The 13776-nt window shown below is 65.4% G+C and carries 12 protein-coding genes and 1 pseudogene (1 of these 13 cut by a window edge); 10 read left to right on the forward strand and 3 right to left on the reverse strand.

Annotation, left to right across the window (positions count from 1 at the left end; genetic code table 11):
- A pseudogene (locus tag GEV06_24970) lies at window positions 1-575 on the forward strand (hypothetical protein); it begins 2867 nt to the left of the window's first position.
- On the opposite strand, the gene GEV06_24975 reads toward GEV06_24970, so the two are convergent.
- The 3 genes from GEV06_24975 to GEV06_24985 are packed head-to-tail and all read right to left on the reverse strand — an operon-like array spanning window position 379 to window position 3795.
- Window positions 379-1671 carry an exo-alpha-sialidase gene (locus tag GEV06_24975; protein MPZ21123.1) on the reverse strand — a complete coding sequence of 431 codons (1293 nt, stop codon included), beginning with the start codon at window positions 1669-1671 and terminating at the stop codon, window positions 379-381. The pseudogene GEV06_24970 and the gene GEV06_24975 overlap by 197 nt on opposite strands.
- Window positions 1672-1728: 57 nt before the next feature.
- Complete coding sequence (locus tag GEV06_24980) at window positions 1729-2592, reverse strand: hypothetical protein (GenBank protein MPZ21124.1); 864 nt, start codon at window positions 2590-2592, stop codon at window positions 1729-1731.
- Between the two features lie 15 nt (window positions 2593-2607).
- Entirely contained in the window at window positions 2608-3795 is a 1188-nt protein-coding gene (locus GEV06_24985; GenBank protein MPZ21125.1) for a S8 family serine peptidase, read from the reverse strand.
- A 94-nt stretch (window positions 3796-3889) separates the two neighbouring features.
- Here GEV06_24985 and GEV06_24990 point away from each other — a divergent pair, with 94 nt between their 5' ends.
- The 9 genes from GEV06_24990 to GEV06_25030 all read left to right on the forward strand — a co-directional run bounded on the left by GEV06_24990 (window position 3890) and on the right by GEV06_25030 (window position 13708).
- Complete coding sequence (locus GEV06_24990; protein MPZ21126.1) at window positions 3890-4264, forward strand: hypothetical protein; 375 nt, start codon at window positions 3890-3892, stop codon at window positions 4262-4264.
- A 49-nt stretch (window positions 4265-4313) separates the two neighbouring features.
- Entirely contained in the window at window positions 4314-4628 is a 315-nt protein-coding gene (locus GEV06_24995) for an antibiotic biosynthesis monooxygenase (protein MPZ21127.1), read from the forward strand.
- 184 nt (window positions 4629-4812) lie between these two features.
- Window positions 4813-5217: a BlaI/MecI/CopY family transcriptional regulator gene (locus tag GEV06_25000; GenBank protein ID MPZ21128.1), complete on the forward strand. Its 405-nt coding sequence runs from the start codon at window positions 4813-4815 to the stop codon at window positions 5215-5217.
- Window positions 5214-8048, forward strand: a complete 2835-nt coding sequence (locus GEV06_25005) for a hypothetical protein (GenBank protein ID MPZ21129.1) — start codon at window positions 5214-5216, stop codon at window positions 8046-8048. Before GEV06_25000 ends, GEV06_25005 begins: the two co-directional genes overlap by 4 nt.
- 88 nt (window positions 8049-8136) lie before the next feature.
- A complete protein-coding gene (locus GEV06_25010) occupies window positions 8137-8601 on the forward strand; it encodes a hypothetical protein (protein MPZ21130.1) in 465 nt (154 codons plus the stop codon).
- Between the two features lie 134 nt (window positions 8602-8735).
- Window positions 8736-9197: a DUF4920 domain-containing protein gene (locus tag GEV06_25015; GenBank protein MPZ21131.1), complete on the forward strand. Its 462-nt coding sequence runs from the start codon at window positions 8736-8738 to the stop codon at window positions 9195-9197.
- Between the two features lie 94 nt (window positions 9198-9291).
- A complete protein-coding gene (locus GEV06_25020) occupies window positions 9292-9864 on the forward strand; it encodes a TonB-dependent receptor (GenBank protein ID MPZ21132.1) in 573 nt (190 codons plus the stop codon).
- 555 nt (window positions 9865-10419) lie between these two features.
- The gene (locus GEV06_25025) at window positions 10420-10887 is read left to right on the forward strand and encodes a MerR family DNA-binding protein (GenBank protein MPZ21133.1); all 468 of its coding nucleotides are present in this window, start codon (window positions 10420-10422) and stop codon (window positions 10885-10887) included.
- 160 nt (window positions 10888-11047) lie between these two features.
- Window positions 11048-13708 (forward strand): FtsX-like permease family protein, encoded by a 2661-nt coding sequence (locus GEV06_25030; protein MPZ21134.1) that lies wholly within the window; start codon window positions 11048-11050, stop codon window positions 13706-13708.
- Window positions 13709-13776: the final 68 nt, after the last annotated feature.

Here is a 13776-nt window from a genome sequence, read left to right on the forward strand (position 1 = left end):
GGACTGACGCCGCTCATGCTGGAGCGGAGCCTGCAGGCGCAATTCCTCATTCCGATGGCCGTGTCGTTGGCCTTCGGCGTCGCCTTCTCCACGGTCGTCACGCTCATCCTGGTACCAGCGGGCTACCTGACCTTGTTCGACGTGCGGGAAGCGTTGGCGCGGCTCTTCTTCCGACAGCCGGCGACTACGGCGGAGCAGCAGGGCCCCGCCATCGAGCCGGAGCGCGTCTCCAGCACATGAGCGGGGGCGCTACATTCGATGGCGGGCCCCAATCCCAGAGGGCGCTTGTGTTGCCACCGCTGGCGTCCGTAGCGCAGGCCTTCAGGCCTGCCAACTGCGGGCCAGGCAGGCCTGAAGGCCTGCGCTACGAGTGTCAATTCAGTGGGCTTCCGCGGCAGGGATTCGCACGGCGCGCCATGCCGCCGGACTATCGCGCGCTGCGTCGGTCCAGAACGCGACGAAGCGGCCGTCCGACCAGATCACGAGCGGATGCGTCGCCGTGCGATTGGAATCCGAGAGTTGAATTGGCGAGTGCCAACTTGCGCCTTCGTCGTCGGACGTCGCCGCCCGGATGACTTGCTGACCAGCGCGTACGTCGTCCCAGACTGCTGCTAGGTGTGCAGCCGATCCTGCGATGTCGCCATGCTTGGCGCGAGCGGTGCCGAGACGTGCGGGCTTCGACCACGTCCGCCCGTCGTCGCGCGAGGCCAGGCGGTGCAAGCCTTCGCGACCTGCCTTCCCCGTCCACACGACCGCATGGAGACGTTCGGCGGTACCAACCCGTGTGCGAGCAAGCCCACCGCCAACATGCGGGCATGCTTCGATCGCCCAGCCGAAGTCCCCGACGGTGGCCCTGCGCGTCCAGGTGCGACCGCCGTCGGTCGTTGCGGCCAGCGCCATGTCGCGCGGACTTCTGTCGCGATACAGCACCGCAGATGATCCCGGAGAGAAGGCGACGGCCTTGTTCCAGCAGCACTCGCAGGTTCGTGAGTCGATGGACGCGTTGGCAGACCAGGTCTGACCGGCATCGCGCGAGAAGGCGGTGCGCAGGCCCTGCGCGCCGTTGCGGCTGTCCAGCCAGAACGCCTGGAACGCGCCAGTCTCGTCCGCGGCGAGCTCCAAGAATGAATGCCCGTCGTTCGAAGTGTCATCGGCCGGATTGGGTCCGAGCGTCCACGTACGCCCACCATCTCTCGACACCGCGGTCGCGAGCGGACCGGCTCCCCAAGCAGACGTGCCTGGTGTTGTCCAGAGCACGACGACGGTGTCGCCCGCGGCCGCGATTTGCGGGTCCATCCCTCGACGGTGGTCGACGATGCCGCGGCCTCGGCGATTGATCGTGGAGGGAGCGCTCCAAGTGGTGGCCCCGTCTCGCGATCGCACGTGCCGCAGCTCCTTGCCGCGCGGAGTCTCTTCGAAGAGCAGGAGGTCGACGATGGCGTCTTGCGCGAACACATCCATTGCGAGGACGCCGTGCCGCGCTTTCTCATGCGCGGCCTGACACCCGCCGCCGAACGCGGTGAGTCCGAGCCCGATGGCCATGAGGCCCAGAACCGACACGGCGATGGCGAGGATTACGCTGCGCGATATCTTCATGATGACGCTCCGCCAGACGGCCGCTGCGCGCTTCGGCAAGTCTAGCTGCGGTGCGCCATCATCCCCCTGCGACATGATGTCGCAGGGGGGAGTGGGCGAGGGGTACTCAAATCCCCTTGGCGTGCACTTCCGTCACGGCACCACGACGGCGACGAGGCCCTCGCTTCCGAGAGCCGTTGCGACTGGACCCGCGGCCGGCGGCTGCAGCTTCTGCAGGCCGGCGCGGTACGCGTGCAGGCTGTGCGCGCTGTCGAGATCGCCATCGACCTCGATCTCTTCCCCCACGTGGCGCCAGAGCGTCGCGATGGTCGGTAAGTGCGGCACGATATCCAGCTGATTGGTTACGCGAAAACAATCGCGGATGATCCGATTGAAGCTGCCGCGAAAGTTCGGCTTGCCGACGCGCGGTCCGCCAACGGTGAAGACGTCGACGAGCTGCCTTGCCAGGTTGATCATGATGTCGGGCGCGGCAAGGGTCGCCATCGCACCGCCTAGGCTGTGACCGACCAGCGTGACACGCGAGGTCGGAGGCTGGGCGCTCAACGTGTTGAAGATGCTGTTGCGGACGCTGCCGTACACTGCCTCGAACCCGAGGTGCACGAGCCCGAAGTCGGGCACGAAGTCGTAAGGATTCGGAATGGCCTTGAAGTTCTTCAGCCATTCATCGATGACGAGCGTTCCGCGGATCACGACGAGCAGGCTGCCGGTTGCGACCTCGCTCACGATGAGCCCGAACTTCTCGGGATTGACCATCTCCCGCATCATCACCTGGGCCTCGATCCCCGCCTGGGCTACGGCCCCTTCACCAGCCGCCATCTCGGCAAGGGCCATGACGTTGGCCTCGACCTGAGCCACTTCCTGATAGCCCGCCGGGAGCTCGACGGTTTCGTCTCGCGCGAGACGGTAGGCCTGTTCGAGGAGGGGGATGTAGGCGTTGATGGCCCGCGCGAGATCGAGACGGCTCGAGCGGACTTCGAGCTCGAACGTTTCGCTCATAGGGGATGTCCCATCCTATGCCTGTGGAGCCTGTACCAGACCGTTCCCGCGATGGGCGTCGGCGGTTCCTGGAGCGAAGCCGGAGCGCGTCGTGCTCGCGATGAGCCTGGCGATCACATTCTGTGCGCTAACTGGCACTCCAGTACCTTCGAGCGACTGACGCCAGAGCGCGGCGACGCCAGCCACGTGCGGCGTGGCCATGCTCGTGCCGTTCAGGGCCCGAAGACCGCCGCCAGCCTTTGCTGACAGGACGTTCACGCCGGGAGCGCACACCTGCGGGAATGTATTGGAAAAATCCGCGATCACCAAGCCCTCGGGCGATTCGCCGGCCGCGCCGACGGCGACCACGCCGTCAGCGGCGGCGGGCACCGACACGGCGATGGCGATGGGTGGATTGCCATTGAGCTGGCTCTCGTTCCCGGATGCCGCCACCACGATCGCATCACGTCGAAAGGCGGCACCTTGCCTGATCATGTCCATCAGCGCATCGAACATGCGCAGGTTGGCTCTGTAGGCTTCGAGTGCGCGCGATGTCGCCAGCTTGACCGGCATCTGTTGCGACAAGCGCTCCACCATGCCGGGAAAATCGAATCCAAGCGACATAGAGACGACATGGGCGCCATTCTCCGTCGCCCACGTCATGGCGTCGAAGAGCGCTTCGGAGCTACCGGCGCCGCTGGCGTCGAGCACTTTTCCAATCAACACGCGAGTGACGCCGCGAGCCACACCGATACGCGTGCCGTCGACATCACGCCCGAGTATCGTTCCCGCACAGTGCGTTCCGTGCCCCTGGCCATCGCCGTCGCCTTCCCCCGTGAAGTCCTTTTGAACCAGCGCAACACCTTGGAAGGCTGGATGCTGTGCGTCGATTCCCGTGTCGAGCACTGCAACGCTCACTCCTGTGCCGTCGAACGGAGACGTGTCTGCATTGACCGCGGCTATACCCCACGCGTCCGTCGCGGCTGTGCCGATCCCGTTGTCCATTGGCTTGATGAGCGTCAGCGGAATGGGCCGCGCAATAGCGGCTACCTCGGGATCACGAGAGAGGTCGCGGACGTCGTTGGCGCTCAACTCCGCAACCTCCACATGCGGCGTTGCGGGTTCGCCGTCCAGTGTCCGCGCCCTGCCGGCTGCCGCGCCTGCCTCGAATGGGTCCGCCGTGTGGAGTCCACGCCCGGCGTGCAGAACGATGTAGTCGTCCATGAGAGCCTCCCCCGACATGTGTGTGTGCTGCTATAGCTAATGAAACGCTGGGGTAGGCTCGACCGAACGATACGCGGGAGGAAGAGGATCGCGAATGCCGATTATTCACTTGCCCTGTCGCGGCCGCCGAGCCTACGCTGCGCACAGGAGATGCTGCGTGAAACACTTCCTGCTGTTTTACGACCTCGAGGGTGACTATCTCGCACGACGCGGAGACTTTCGCGGTGCCCATCTGCAGAAAGCATGGGAGGCCTCCACGACGGGAGATCTGATACTGGCTGGCGCGCTGACCGATCCGGTCGATCGAGCCGTGCTTCTGTTCCAAGGCGACTCGGCGGACGTGGCTGAGAGGTTCGCTCGGGCGGATCCCTACGTCGTGAATGGCCTGGTCCAGCGATGGTATGTCCGTGAGTGGACGACAGTGGTGGGCGACGCGGCGGCGACACCGGTCCAACCGAGCCAGCCGTGACGCGTTCTCGGCAGCAACGCCGGCCGACTGGCGAGATCGTGGAGGCTGAATGATCGTTCGACTCTGGCGTGGGCGCGCACGGCGTGAGCGTGCGGATGCGTATCAGGCATACGTCGTGACGGCGGTGTTTCCCAAGCTTGTCGCAATTGATGGGTACGTCGGCGGGCGCGTCCTTCGCCGCGATACGGGGACGGACGTCGAGTTTCTCGTCGTGACGGAGTGGGCATCATGGGACGCGATCAGGGCCTTCGCGGGCGGACGACCGGAAGTCGCCGTCATCGAGCCAGACGCGAGGGCCATGCTCACCGACGTGGATGAGCATGTGCGGCACTTCGCCGTGGCGCACGAATCCCGCCGCGCGTGACGGCAGTGTTCTGCTTGCAGACGACGAGCTCGCCAGCTCGATAACCTGCCGCCCTCCATCCGCTTGACATCTCAATTCTACACGTGTAGTACTACGCATGTAGTGGTAAGGGCGCTTCGGTGAGGCGCCTTGCCCATGCGTGCTGGCAGTATCGGTTCGTGTCTGGATCAACGGACGATGGAGAATGCGTGTGAGCTATTCGCTGACGGAGCTGCAACTCGCGCTGATGCGAGTGTTGTGGGCGCGGAACGAGGCGACGGTGGTGGAGGTGCAGGGGGCGCTCGAGGCGGAGCGGCCGCTGGCGCAGTCGACGGTCGCAACGCTTCTCTCCCGGCTCGAGAAGAAGGGGCTTTTGTCTCACCGCGTGGAGGGACGGCAATACGTTTACCGGCCGACGGTGTCTGAGGCGGACGTGAAGCGTTCGATGGTGGGTCAGTTCGCGGAGCTGGCGGAGGGATTGTTCCAAGGGGACGTGGCGGCGCTGGTGAGCCACCTGCTCACGGCGCAGGATGTCGAGGCGGGCGACCTCGCGCGCGTCAAGGCGCTGATCGAGGCCCGCGAGCGTGAGCTGGGCGGGAGGCGCTCATGATGAGGGAGATTGGCTGGATTGGCGGCGACGTGGTAGCCGGTGTGCTGGGCTGGCTGCTGACCTACGCGGTGCACAGCACGATCCTGCTGGCGAGTGCAGCGCTCGTGACGGTGCGGTTGATCAGGTCGGATGCGTGGCGTGAAACGGTGTGGCGCGCGGCGCTCGTAGGAGCGCTGGCGACGGCGACGCTCCAATCGGGGCTCGGCTTGCAGCCGCTGGCAGGCGAGTGGCGGATCCCGTTTGGAGAACATGCGCAACATGGCGCCATCAAGGGTGAAGGCCCGACCTTTAGGTCAGGCGCGCAAACGCCAGCCAAGAACGTGCGCGCCCAGAGCGCCAGCGATGTGGGCTCAGTCTCAGCGACGTCAAAGGACAGAGGCGCGGATGAAGCAACGCCAGTGAACAGGCTCGCCCGCGACGCAGTCGTCGTCCGCCCTCTGGCACAGCAGATCGAGGCGCGCGATGATCCAGCCTTCGCGACGAGTCCGGGCCGCCCCGCGACGTTCACATGGCCGGAAGTGATCCTCGCGCTCTGGTTGGCCGGAGCATTTCTCTTGGTGGCGCGACTGGCGTACGGACAGCTTCGTTTGCACTGGCTCCTGCGGGATCGCCGGCCTGTGACCGAGGGCAACGTGCTCGCGGTGCTTGCGTCGCTCAGACGGAACGCCGGCGTGTGGCGGCCCATCGAGCTGACGACGTCGCTGGTCTGTCCGGGGCCGATTGCGCTGGGGACGTCGGAGATCTGCGTGCCCGAGCGCTTCCTGCAAGACCTGGATTCGGATCAGCAGCGCAGCGCGCTCGCGCACGAGCTGGCGCACCTGGCCCGTCGGGATCCGGTCTGGCGTCTGCTCACGGGGCTGGTCGAGGCGGTCTTCTTCTTCCAACCGTTGAACCGTGTGGCACGACTCCGCTTGCGCGAAGCGTCCGAGAATCTCAGTGACGATTGGGCCGTCCGGCAGACCGGCTCCGCGTTGGCGCTGGCGCGCTGTCTCGTCGAGGTGGCGTCATGGATCGGCCGCGGACCCAGTCCCGTGTCTTCCGGCACGATGGCGATGGCGGAGGGCGGTTCGCCACTGTTGCTGAGGGTCGAACGTCTGCTGAGCGAGCACATCCCTCACGCGCCAGGTGGGCGGACTCTACGGTCGGCCGCAGCCGTAGGATTGGTGCTGCTGGTCTGGGCGGCGGCTCCCGTCGTGTCCGCCGGCACCATCCCGGAGCGGGAGGATGCGAGCGAAAGCCACGCCATTCAGGAGCCCGCCGCGGCGAACCGGCCTTCGACACCTAGTGCAGACGCTTCGTCCGCGGTGCAATCGCAAGTGTCGTCTCAGGAGCAAGTGGTTCGCCACGCCGCGCCTCGCGAGACGCTCGAATCGCGCTGGCAATGGGCGGCTGCCGAGGCTGAGCGCCGGGGCGACTCGCGCTACTGGATCGCCTACGCCTTCGAGCGGATGTTACCTGCCGGTCGGATTCATGTCGACGACAGTGCCAACTGGTCGAGCGATGAAATCGACGACGTGCCTTTGGGCACGCGAGTGTACGGGCCGTCGTACAGGCGGCCGTCAGAGGCCACCCCCGTCAGCGGCGCGAGGAACGAGCCTCCGCAGAAGACGAGCGCGATGGTACGGCAGCCCGTGCTGGTGCTGTTTCACATGATCGGGGCACAGGCGCGCGATCCGCGCGTAGAACGAGTGTCGGTCCGCAGCGCGTCGGCTGGCATGAACCTCCGCGGGGCGCGGTTGTACTGGCTTGGCCCGGCGTCGGATGCGGACAGCTTCGATTGGCTGCGTGGCCGAGTCGACGAGCTGCAGGATGTACGGTTACAGGGTACGGTCGTGGAGGCGATCTCGATGCACGATGACGCGGAGCGCGTGGTACCGTTTCTGGAGCAGGTCGTCGAAAGCAATCGACCAGACGAGGTGCGCGAGGAGGCGGCCGAGGGCGCGGCGTGGCACCCGACCGATCGCAGCGTGGCCTTGCTGCGCACGACTGCGCTGAAGGACCGCGCGACGAGCATTCGTGAAGAGGCGGCGGAGACGCTCGGTGACATCCGCACGCCGGCGGCAGCGGTCGCGGTGGACGAGTTGCTCCGCGTGGCGCAGCCGGAAAGCGTCCGGGAAGAGGCGGTCGAGGCGACGGCAGCACGACAGGATCCGAAGGCGCTCGAAACGCTGGCGGCCGTGGCGATGAAGGACCGATCTCCCGACATTCAGGAGGAGGCCATCGAAGCCATTGCGGCGTTTCCAGCTTCGTCTGCCGTGCCGTTGCTGGAGAAGATTGCGCGCACGCATCCGAGCACTGACATGCGTGCCGAGGCGGTGGAGACGCTGGGTGAGCTGGATCCGGCCGCTGCGGCCGACGTGCTCGAGCAGATTCTGAAGAGCGACGCGCCTACGGAGCTGCGAGATGAAGCGCTCGAGGTGCTCGCCGAGCGGCGCTCGCCGGAGTCGCTGAACACGATTGTCCAGGTCGCCATGACCGACCCTGATCCGGGACTGCAGGAAGAGGCGGTGGAAATGCTGGCCGAATTCGCTCCGGCCGATGCGCTTCCGCACCTGGAGCGGATCATCTGGAAACACCCGCGCGCGGACATACGCGGTGAAGCGGTCGAAGCGCTGTCAGAAATGCCAGCAGACGAGGCGCTGCCGGTGCTCGACAAGATCGTCGCGAGCCATGAGGAGGCGCAGATTGTTCAGGAGGCGATCGAGACGATTGGAGAGTTCCCACCAGACGTGAGCGAGCCTCGGCTGCTGCGCATCGTGCGCGAGCACCCGCTGGAGGCGGCCCGGCGCGAAGCGCTCGAGCAGCTGACGGACATGAGCGCGTCGCGTTGAGCAGGCTACGGATCGCGCAGTCGGGTAAGCGTGTGTTCATTGAGTCCGGCCGGCGACCGGTTGTAGGCAGCGTGCAGGAGAAACCAAGGTGACAGGCCAGTTTGGGCTCGCCTTTGCATGCTTGATTCTTGGGAACGTGAACCAGCCGGTGGATCCGCAGCGTCCGGATCCGGTTCTCGACTTGCGGACGCACGTCGAGCGGCTTACCGGGCCGGAGCCGATCGACTGCGGCCAGCATCGCCTGACTCCTGCAGGGCGCTCATTGGTTCCCGCGGATGAAGAAGCCCTTCAGCGCTCGCTGTCATGCGCCACGGACGCTGCCAATGCCCGGCGGCCGTTCTGGACCTTCAAGCAGAACCAAGGAATCGACTCCTGGATCGCGCAAGGGCTTCTGGGCACAGAAGAAGGCACCGTGTATCGTTTTTCGTTCGACAGCGCACCATGCGGCGGCCCTGGCTGTCCGAGTCGCTTTCTCGTGGAGCCCTGCGAGAGTCCTGCCGTAAGCTCCGGTCCCTCCCATGTCGGCGCTGAATTCAACTGCAACCGATCGTAGGTCATCAACGCCCTTCTCCCTTTCTTCGACTTGACCGACCAAATCGGTCGGAGCTATTGTGCAGGCTGTAGATGAGACTGAGTCTCAGTCTTAGAGACTAACGCGGCCCAACTGCACTTCGAAGGAGGTCCCTCTTGAGGCGTCACATCGCCCTCGCAATCGGTCTCACACTCGCGTTGCTGGGCAAGGTGGAGACGCAGGAGCCCCAGACATTTGGCGCCGGCGTGTCCCTCAAGGACCGCACGCCGCTGACCCGTGTGCTCGACCGGCCCGCCGAGTTCGAAGGCAAGACCGTTCGTGTGGAGGGAACCGTCACGGCGGTCTGCGCGCACATGGGCTGCTGGATGGCCTTGGCACCGGACGGCGCGGCGGGCGATCGCACGCTGCTCGTCAAGGTGGACGACGGAGTGATCGTGTTTCCCGTGAGCACCAAGGGCCGCCGGGCCGCTGCTCAGGGAACGATCCAGCGCGTCGGGACCAATCATTCTGCTGAAGCGCAGGAAGCGGCGGCCGAGCACGCCCGGCAGGCGGGGTTGGCCAACGGAGCGACGAGAACCTCGTGGCAGCTCAAAGCCACCGGGGCACTCGTGTACTAGCAGACGCAGGAACGATGCCCGCCGCGTGCACCATGGCTCGTCGACAGCTCACCTCCCTGATGGCTAGCTCGTTTCGAACCGTCGCGCGTCGCGCATGCTCCGCCCGCGACGTACACGTAGCGTTGGCCGAAGCAGCTTCGTCAGCCTGGGCCTGTTCGACCTGCGGCGCCAGAACTACCTGACGACGGAGCCCACGACGTTCCTGTCGCGGCAGACTGGCGAGATCCAATCGCGCGGCCTCGAGCTCGAGTCTTCCATCTCGGTCGCCGATGGACTCACGTTCACCGGGGCGTACACCTGGCTTCGCGACTTCGAGATCGTCCGCACGAGCGATCCCGCGGAACTGCACAAGCGCGAGCCAACCGTACCTGAGCACACGGCATCGTTCTGGGGCCACTACCGGTTCGCACAGGGACGACTCCAAGGATTCGGCATCGGTGGCGGCATCCGCTACACGGGAGAGTCCTTTGGCGACATCGCCAACTCGGCGGAGTTGACGGTGCCGGACTACGCCTTGTTCGACGCAGCGGTGAGCTACGAGATTGGGGCCTGGCAACTCAGTATCAGCGGCAGGAACCTGGCCGACCGAGCGACCTTGACGTGCTGGGATAGTTGCTACTACGGGTCGCGCCGCGCCGTGAACATGACCATCGGCCATCACTGGTGAGCTCCGCCGAGCGCCAGCGAGAGACGGTGAGTCTCATTCCAATCGACCGCTCACGACATGGCCATCCACGATGCCTTCGCCGCCGTGGCCGGCGCATCGGGTGGAACGTCGGTCAGTCGCCTGCGATAGCAGAACCCGCCCAACCCGCTCCCGATTGTCAGTTAGGCCATGACGACGGGTGCCGAAAGCGCTTCCTACACTCGAGACGACCCAAATCCACTCCGAGAGTCACTTATCGGAGTCGACCGCGTGTGCCCACGCGGCCGACCCCTCGCGAGACGAGATCGACTACCTGCAGAATGGGCAGCCGCCGCTGTCGGCGACGGTTGTAGCTGCGGTCGCGGTCGTCGCAAATAGCGTGACTGCCGCGGCCATGAGGGCGAACAGCGCGTTCTTCATGACTTGCTCCTTTGTCTAGGCCCGACCTTCAGGTCGGGCGCGCGTGAACGGTTGTCCGTCCACGACAACAGCGTAGGGCTTGCAGTCGCCTTGAATGTCAAGCGGATGAGGCACGCTTGACCTTCGACCCGACTTGAAGGTGTTGTAATAGAGGACATGACGGCTCTGCTGATTGGGCAACTGGCGAAACGGGCGGGCGTAGCGACGCCCACGATTCGCTACTACGAATCCATCCGCCTCCTCCAGACGCCTCCCCGATCCTCAAGCGGCTATCGGCGCTACCCGGAGGGCACGGTCGAAGAGTTGGCGTTCATCAAGAAGGCGCAGGCCCTTGGCTTCTCTCTCGACGAGATCCGCGAAATCCTCGAGCTGAGTCGGGCCGGCCGCACGCCATGCGAGCACGTGCTAGCGATGGCGCATCGCCACTTGGAGGTCGTCGAGCAGCGCATTCGCCAGCTTCAACGGTTCCGAGATCGACTCGCGGCGGAGGTGGGGAAGTGGAACGGCAAGACGACGCCGACCTGTCGCGGGCTGTGTCAGATCATTGCATCGGCCGACGCGGGCAGTGGCACCGAGCCGGTCGAGCTCACAGGGCGACAACGCGTGCCGCAGGCGAGGCACTAGCCCACTAGCCGTGCGCTGAGACATCTCACCCGGTCCTTCGCGCCGCTCTCAGCGTGCGTACGACCATGTCATCGACCGCAATCTGAGGGCGCGCTTGCATCGCGAGGGAGGAACACCATGAGGGCTTGACGCCCAGCCGCGTTCTTGGCATAGTCTATCTATGTCACGAGACGAGATTCCTCCCCGGGTCGCGACGATGATGCGTCTGAGCGAGATCGGCAGACGGGTACGCGCCCTGTGGCGGCGATCACGTGTCGCGCGGGAGCTCGACGAGGAGATGCGGCTGCACCTGGCGTTGCGCCGGGAGCAGTTGCAGAAGGCCTCGATGCCGGTGGACGCGGCGGCGGCTCTGGCGCGGCGGCGGTTTGGCAACCCGCTGCATTTACGCGAAGACGCGATGGACGCGTGGGGGTGGCGTTGGTTGGATCAGGTGGGCCAGGATGCGCGTGTCGCTCTTCGTACGCTCACGAGACATCGGGGATTCACATTAGCGGCGGTGTGCACGCTCGCGCTCGGGGTTGGCGCAACTACCGCTGTTTTCAGCGTCGTGAGCGGCGTGGTGTTGCGGCCGCTTCCATTCGCGGACCCCGATCGTCTGGTCACAATCTCCGGGATCAGTCCGCTCGATCCCGACGGCGGTCCAGTTCGGAATACCGATACATTCAGGCGCCAGAGCCGATCGTTCGAGGCCATTGCCGGCTACGAGGTCGCGGCTCGATATCTCCGTTCCCATGAGATCCCGGAACGCGTGATGGCCGTCCGTGCAGAGCCGGACTTCTTTTCGATCCTGGGCGTGCCACCGGTGCGTGGCCGCACGTTCGGCCCGAGCGATCCGCCGACGGTCGCTGTCGTGGCCGAGCGCTTCTGGCGCACACGACTCGCGGGCGATCCGTCCGCGATCGGGCGCACGCTCGCGCTCGACGATCAGACGTTCACCATGATCGGCGTGATGCCGGCATCATTTCAGTTTCCCTTTCGCGCGGCTTCGCTGTTGACCAGCGTCGCCGCCGAAGAACGTACGGATCTGTGGATTCCGCTGGATCCGCCGCTCGGTCCGCGCAGTCAGATAGGCGACGTCATCGGACGTCTTCGGCCGAGCGTGCACCTGGCTGCCGCGCAGAGCGAGCTTGCGGCAATCGCCACCCAGCTCGAGGCGCAGTACCCCGAGACCAATCAGGGACGCAGCGTGCGGATCGTGTCGCTCGCGAGCGCCGTGGCGACGCCGGCGGTCCGGCGTCCACTATTCTTGCTGTTTGGGGCGGTTGGCCTGCTGCTCATGCTGGCCTGCTCGAATATCGCGAATGTGATGCTGGCGCGTCTGACGCTTCGCAACCGAGAGATCGCAGTGCGCCGAGCGCTCGGAGCCGGCCGTCTTCGGATGATGGGGCAGTTCTTGACCGAGAATCTCCTGCTGTCGTTGGCGGCCGGCGTCGCGGCTCTTGGACTGGCGTGGTTGGGGACGAGTGCGATGATGCAGATCGCCGGCGCACGTATCCCTCGATCGCACGAGGTCGGCCTCGACTGGCGTGTGTTCCTGTTCCTGTTTGGGATCTCCACGCTCGTGGGCCTCGGCCTCAGTCTGATTCCCGTTCTGACCGTCGGGCGGAGTGCGCCTCGCGCGGCGCTGCAGGAATCCGGTAGCCGGAGCACCGTCGGCGGCTCGTCGCGGCGCGTTCGAGATGGCCTCGTCGTCACTGAAGTGGCGCTTGCGTTCATCCTCGCGGTCGGCGCCGCGCTGCTCGTGCGTGAGTTCATCCGCTTGCGGAACACCCACCCCGGCATGGTGACGACCAACGTCATCACCTTTCACGTCGGCCATCGGGCGAGCTCAGAGACCGACGTGCGTCAGTTCTACGAGATCGCGGACCGGGTTGAGCGCTTGTCAGACCTGCGCGCTGCGGGCTTCACGCAGTTGCTGCCGCTTCAGAATTGGGGCTGGACCAGTAGCTCGAGCGACTTCCAGATTCGCGGTCGGGCGCCGGCACGGACCGTGTTTCCGATTGAGTTACGTTTCGTCACGCCAGGATACTTTCGCGCGCTCGGCATTCCCATACGCGGGCGTGCGTTCACCGATCACGACACTGGCGATACGCCCCCTGTCGTCATCATCAATGAGACGCTCGCGGAAAGGTCGTTTCCGGGAGAAGAGCCGCTGGGCAAGACGACAACGCGCGGCACGATTGTGGGCATTGTCGGCGATGTGCGGCAGGCGAACCTCGACAAGCCCTCACAGCCCGAGCTCTACACGCCGATCGCGCAGAACTGGTCGCAACTTTCAGAGCTCGGTCTGACGCTCGTCGTCAGCACCCGGAATCGATCCCCAGCGATCGTCGAGCCCGTGCGCGCCATCGTGCGCGACATCAACCCGAATCTGGCCGTCTTCGGCATCAAGACAATGGACCGCGTGGTCGACGATTCGCTGTCGGACTTCACGATATATCTGTACGTGATTGCGGCGGCCGCCGCGTTGGCTCTCGTGCTGGCGTCGACGGGCGCTTATGCGATGATCTCGCACATGACCGCGGCGCGGTCGCATGAGCTCGCCATCCGTGTCGCGCTTGGCGCAAGTCGCGCCCGTGTGGTCCGGCTCGTCGTCGGACAGGGCGCTTGGCTCACAATCATCGGCCTCGGGTGTGGCGCCTTCGGCGCGTTCACTGGCGGTCGATTGCTGCAAGGGTTGCCGGTGAGCATTCGTCCGCCCGATGCGGTGACGATGATGCCGGTTGCCGCTGCCATCGCGGCCATCGCATTGGCTGCGTGCTTCATGCCCGCGTGGCGCGCCGCGACCGCTGATCCAATCGACATTCTTAGACGAGAGTGAGATGGCGGCGGTGCGGCGCTGCTTCGGAGCGACTGTTGACCTGCAAAAGGAAAGGATTGTGGAGAGTC

Source organism: Luteitalea sp. (assembly GCA_009377605.1).
Classification (GTDB): domain Bacteria; phylum Acidobacteriota; class Vicinamibacteria; order Vicinamibacterales; family Vicinamibacteraceae; genus WHTT01.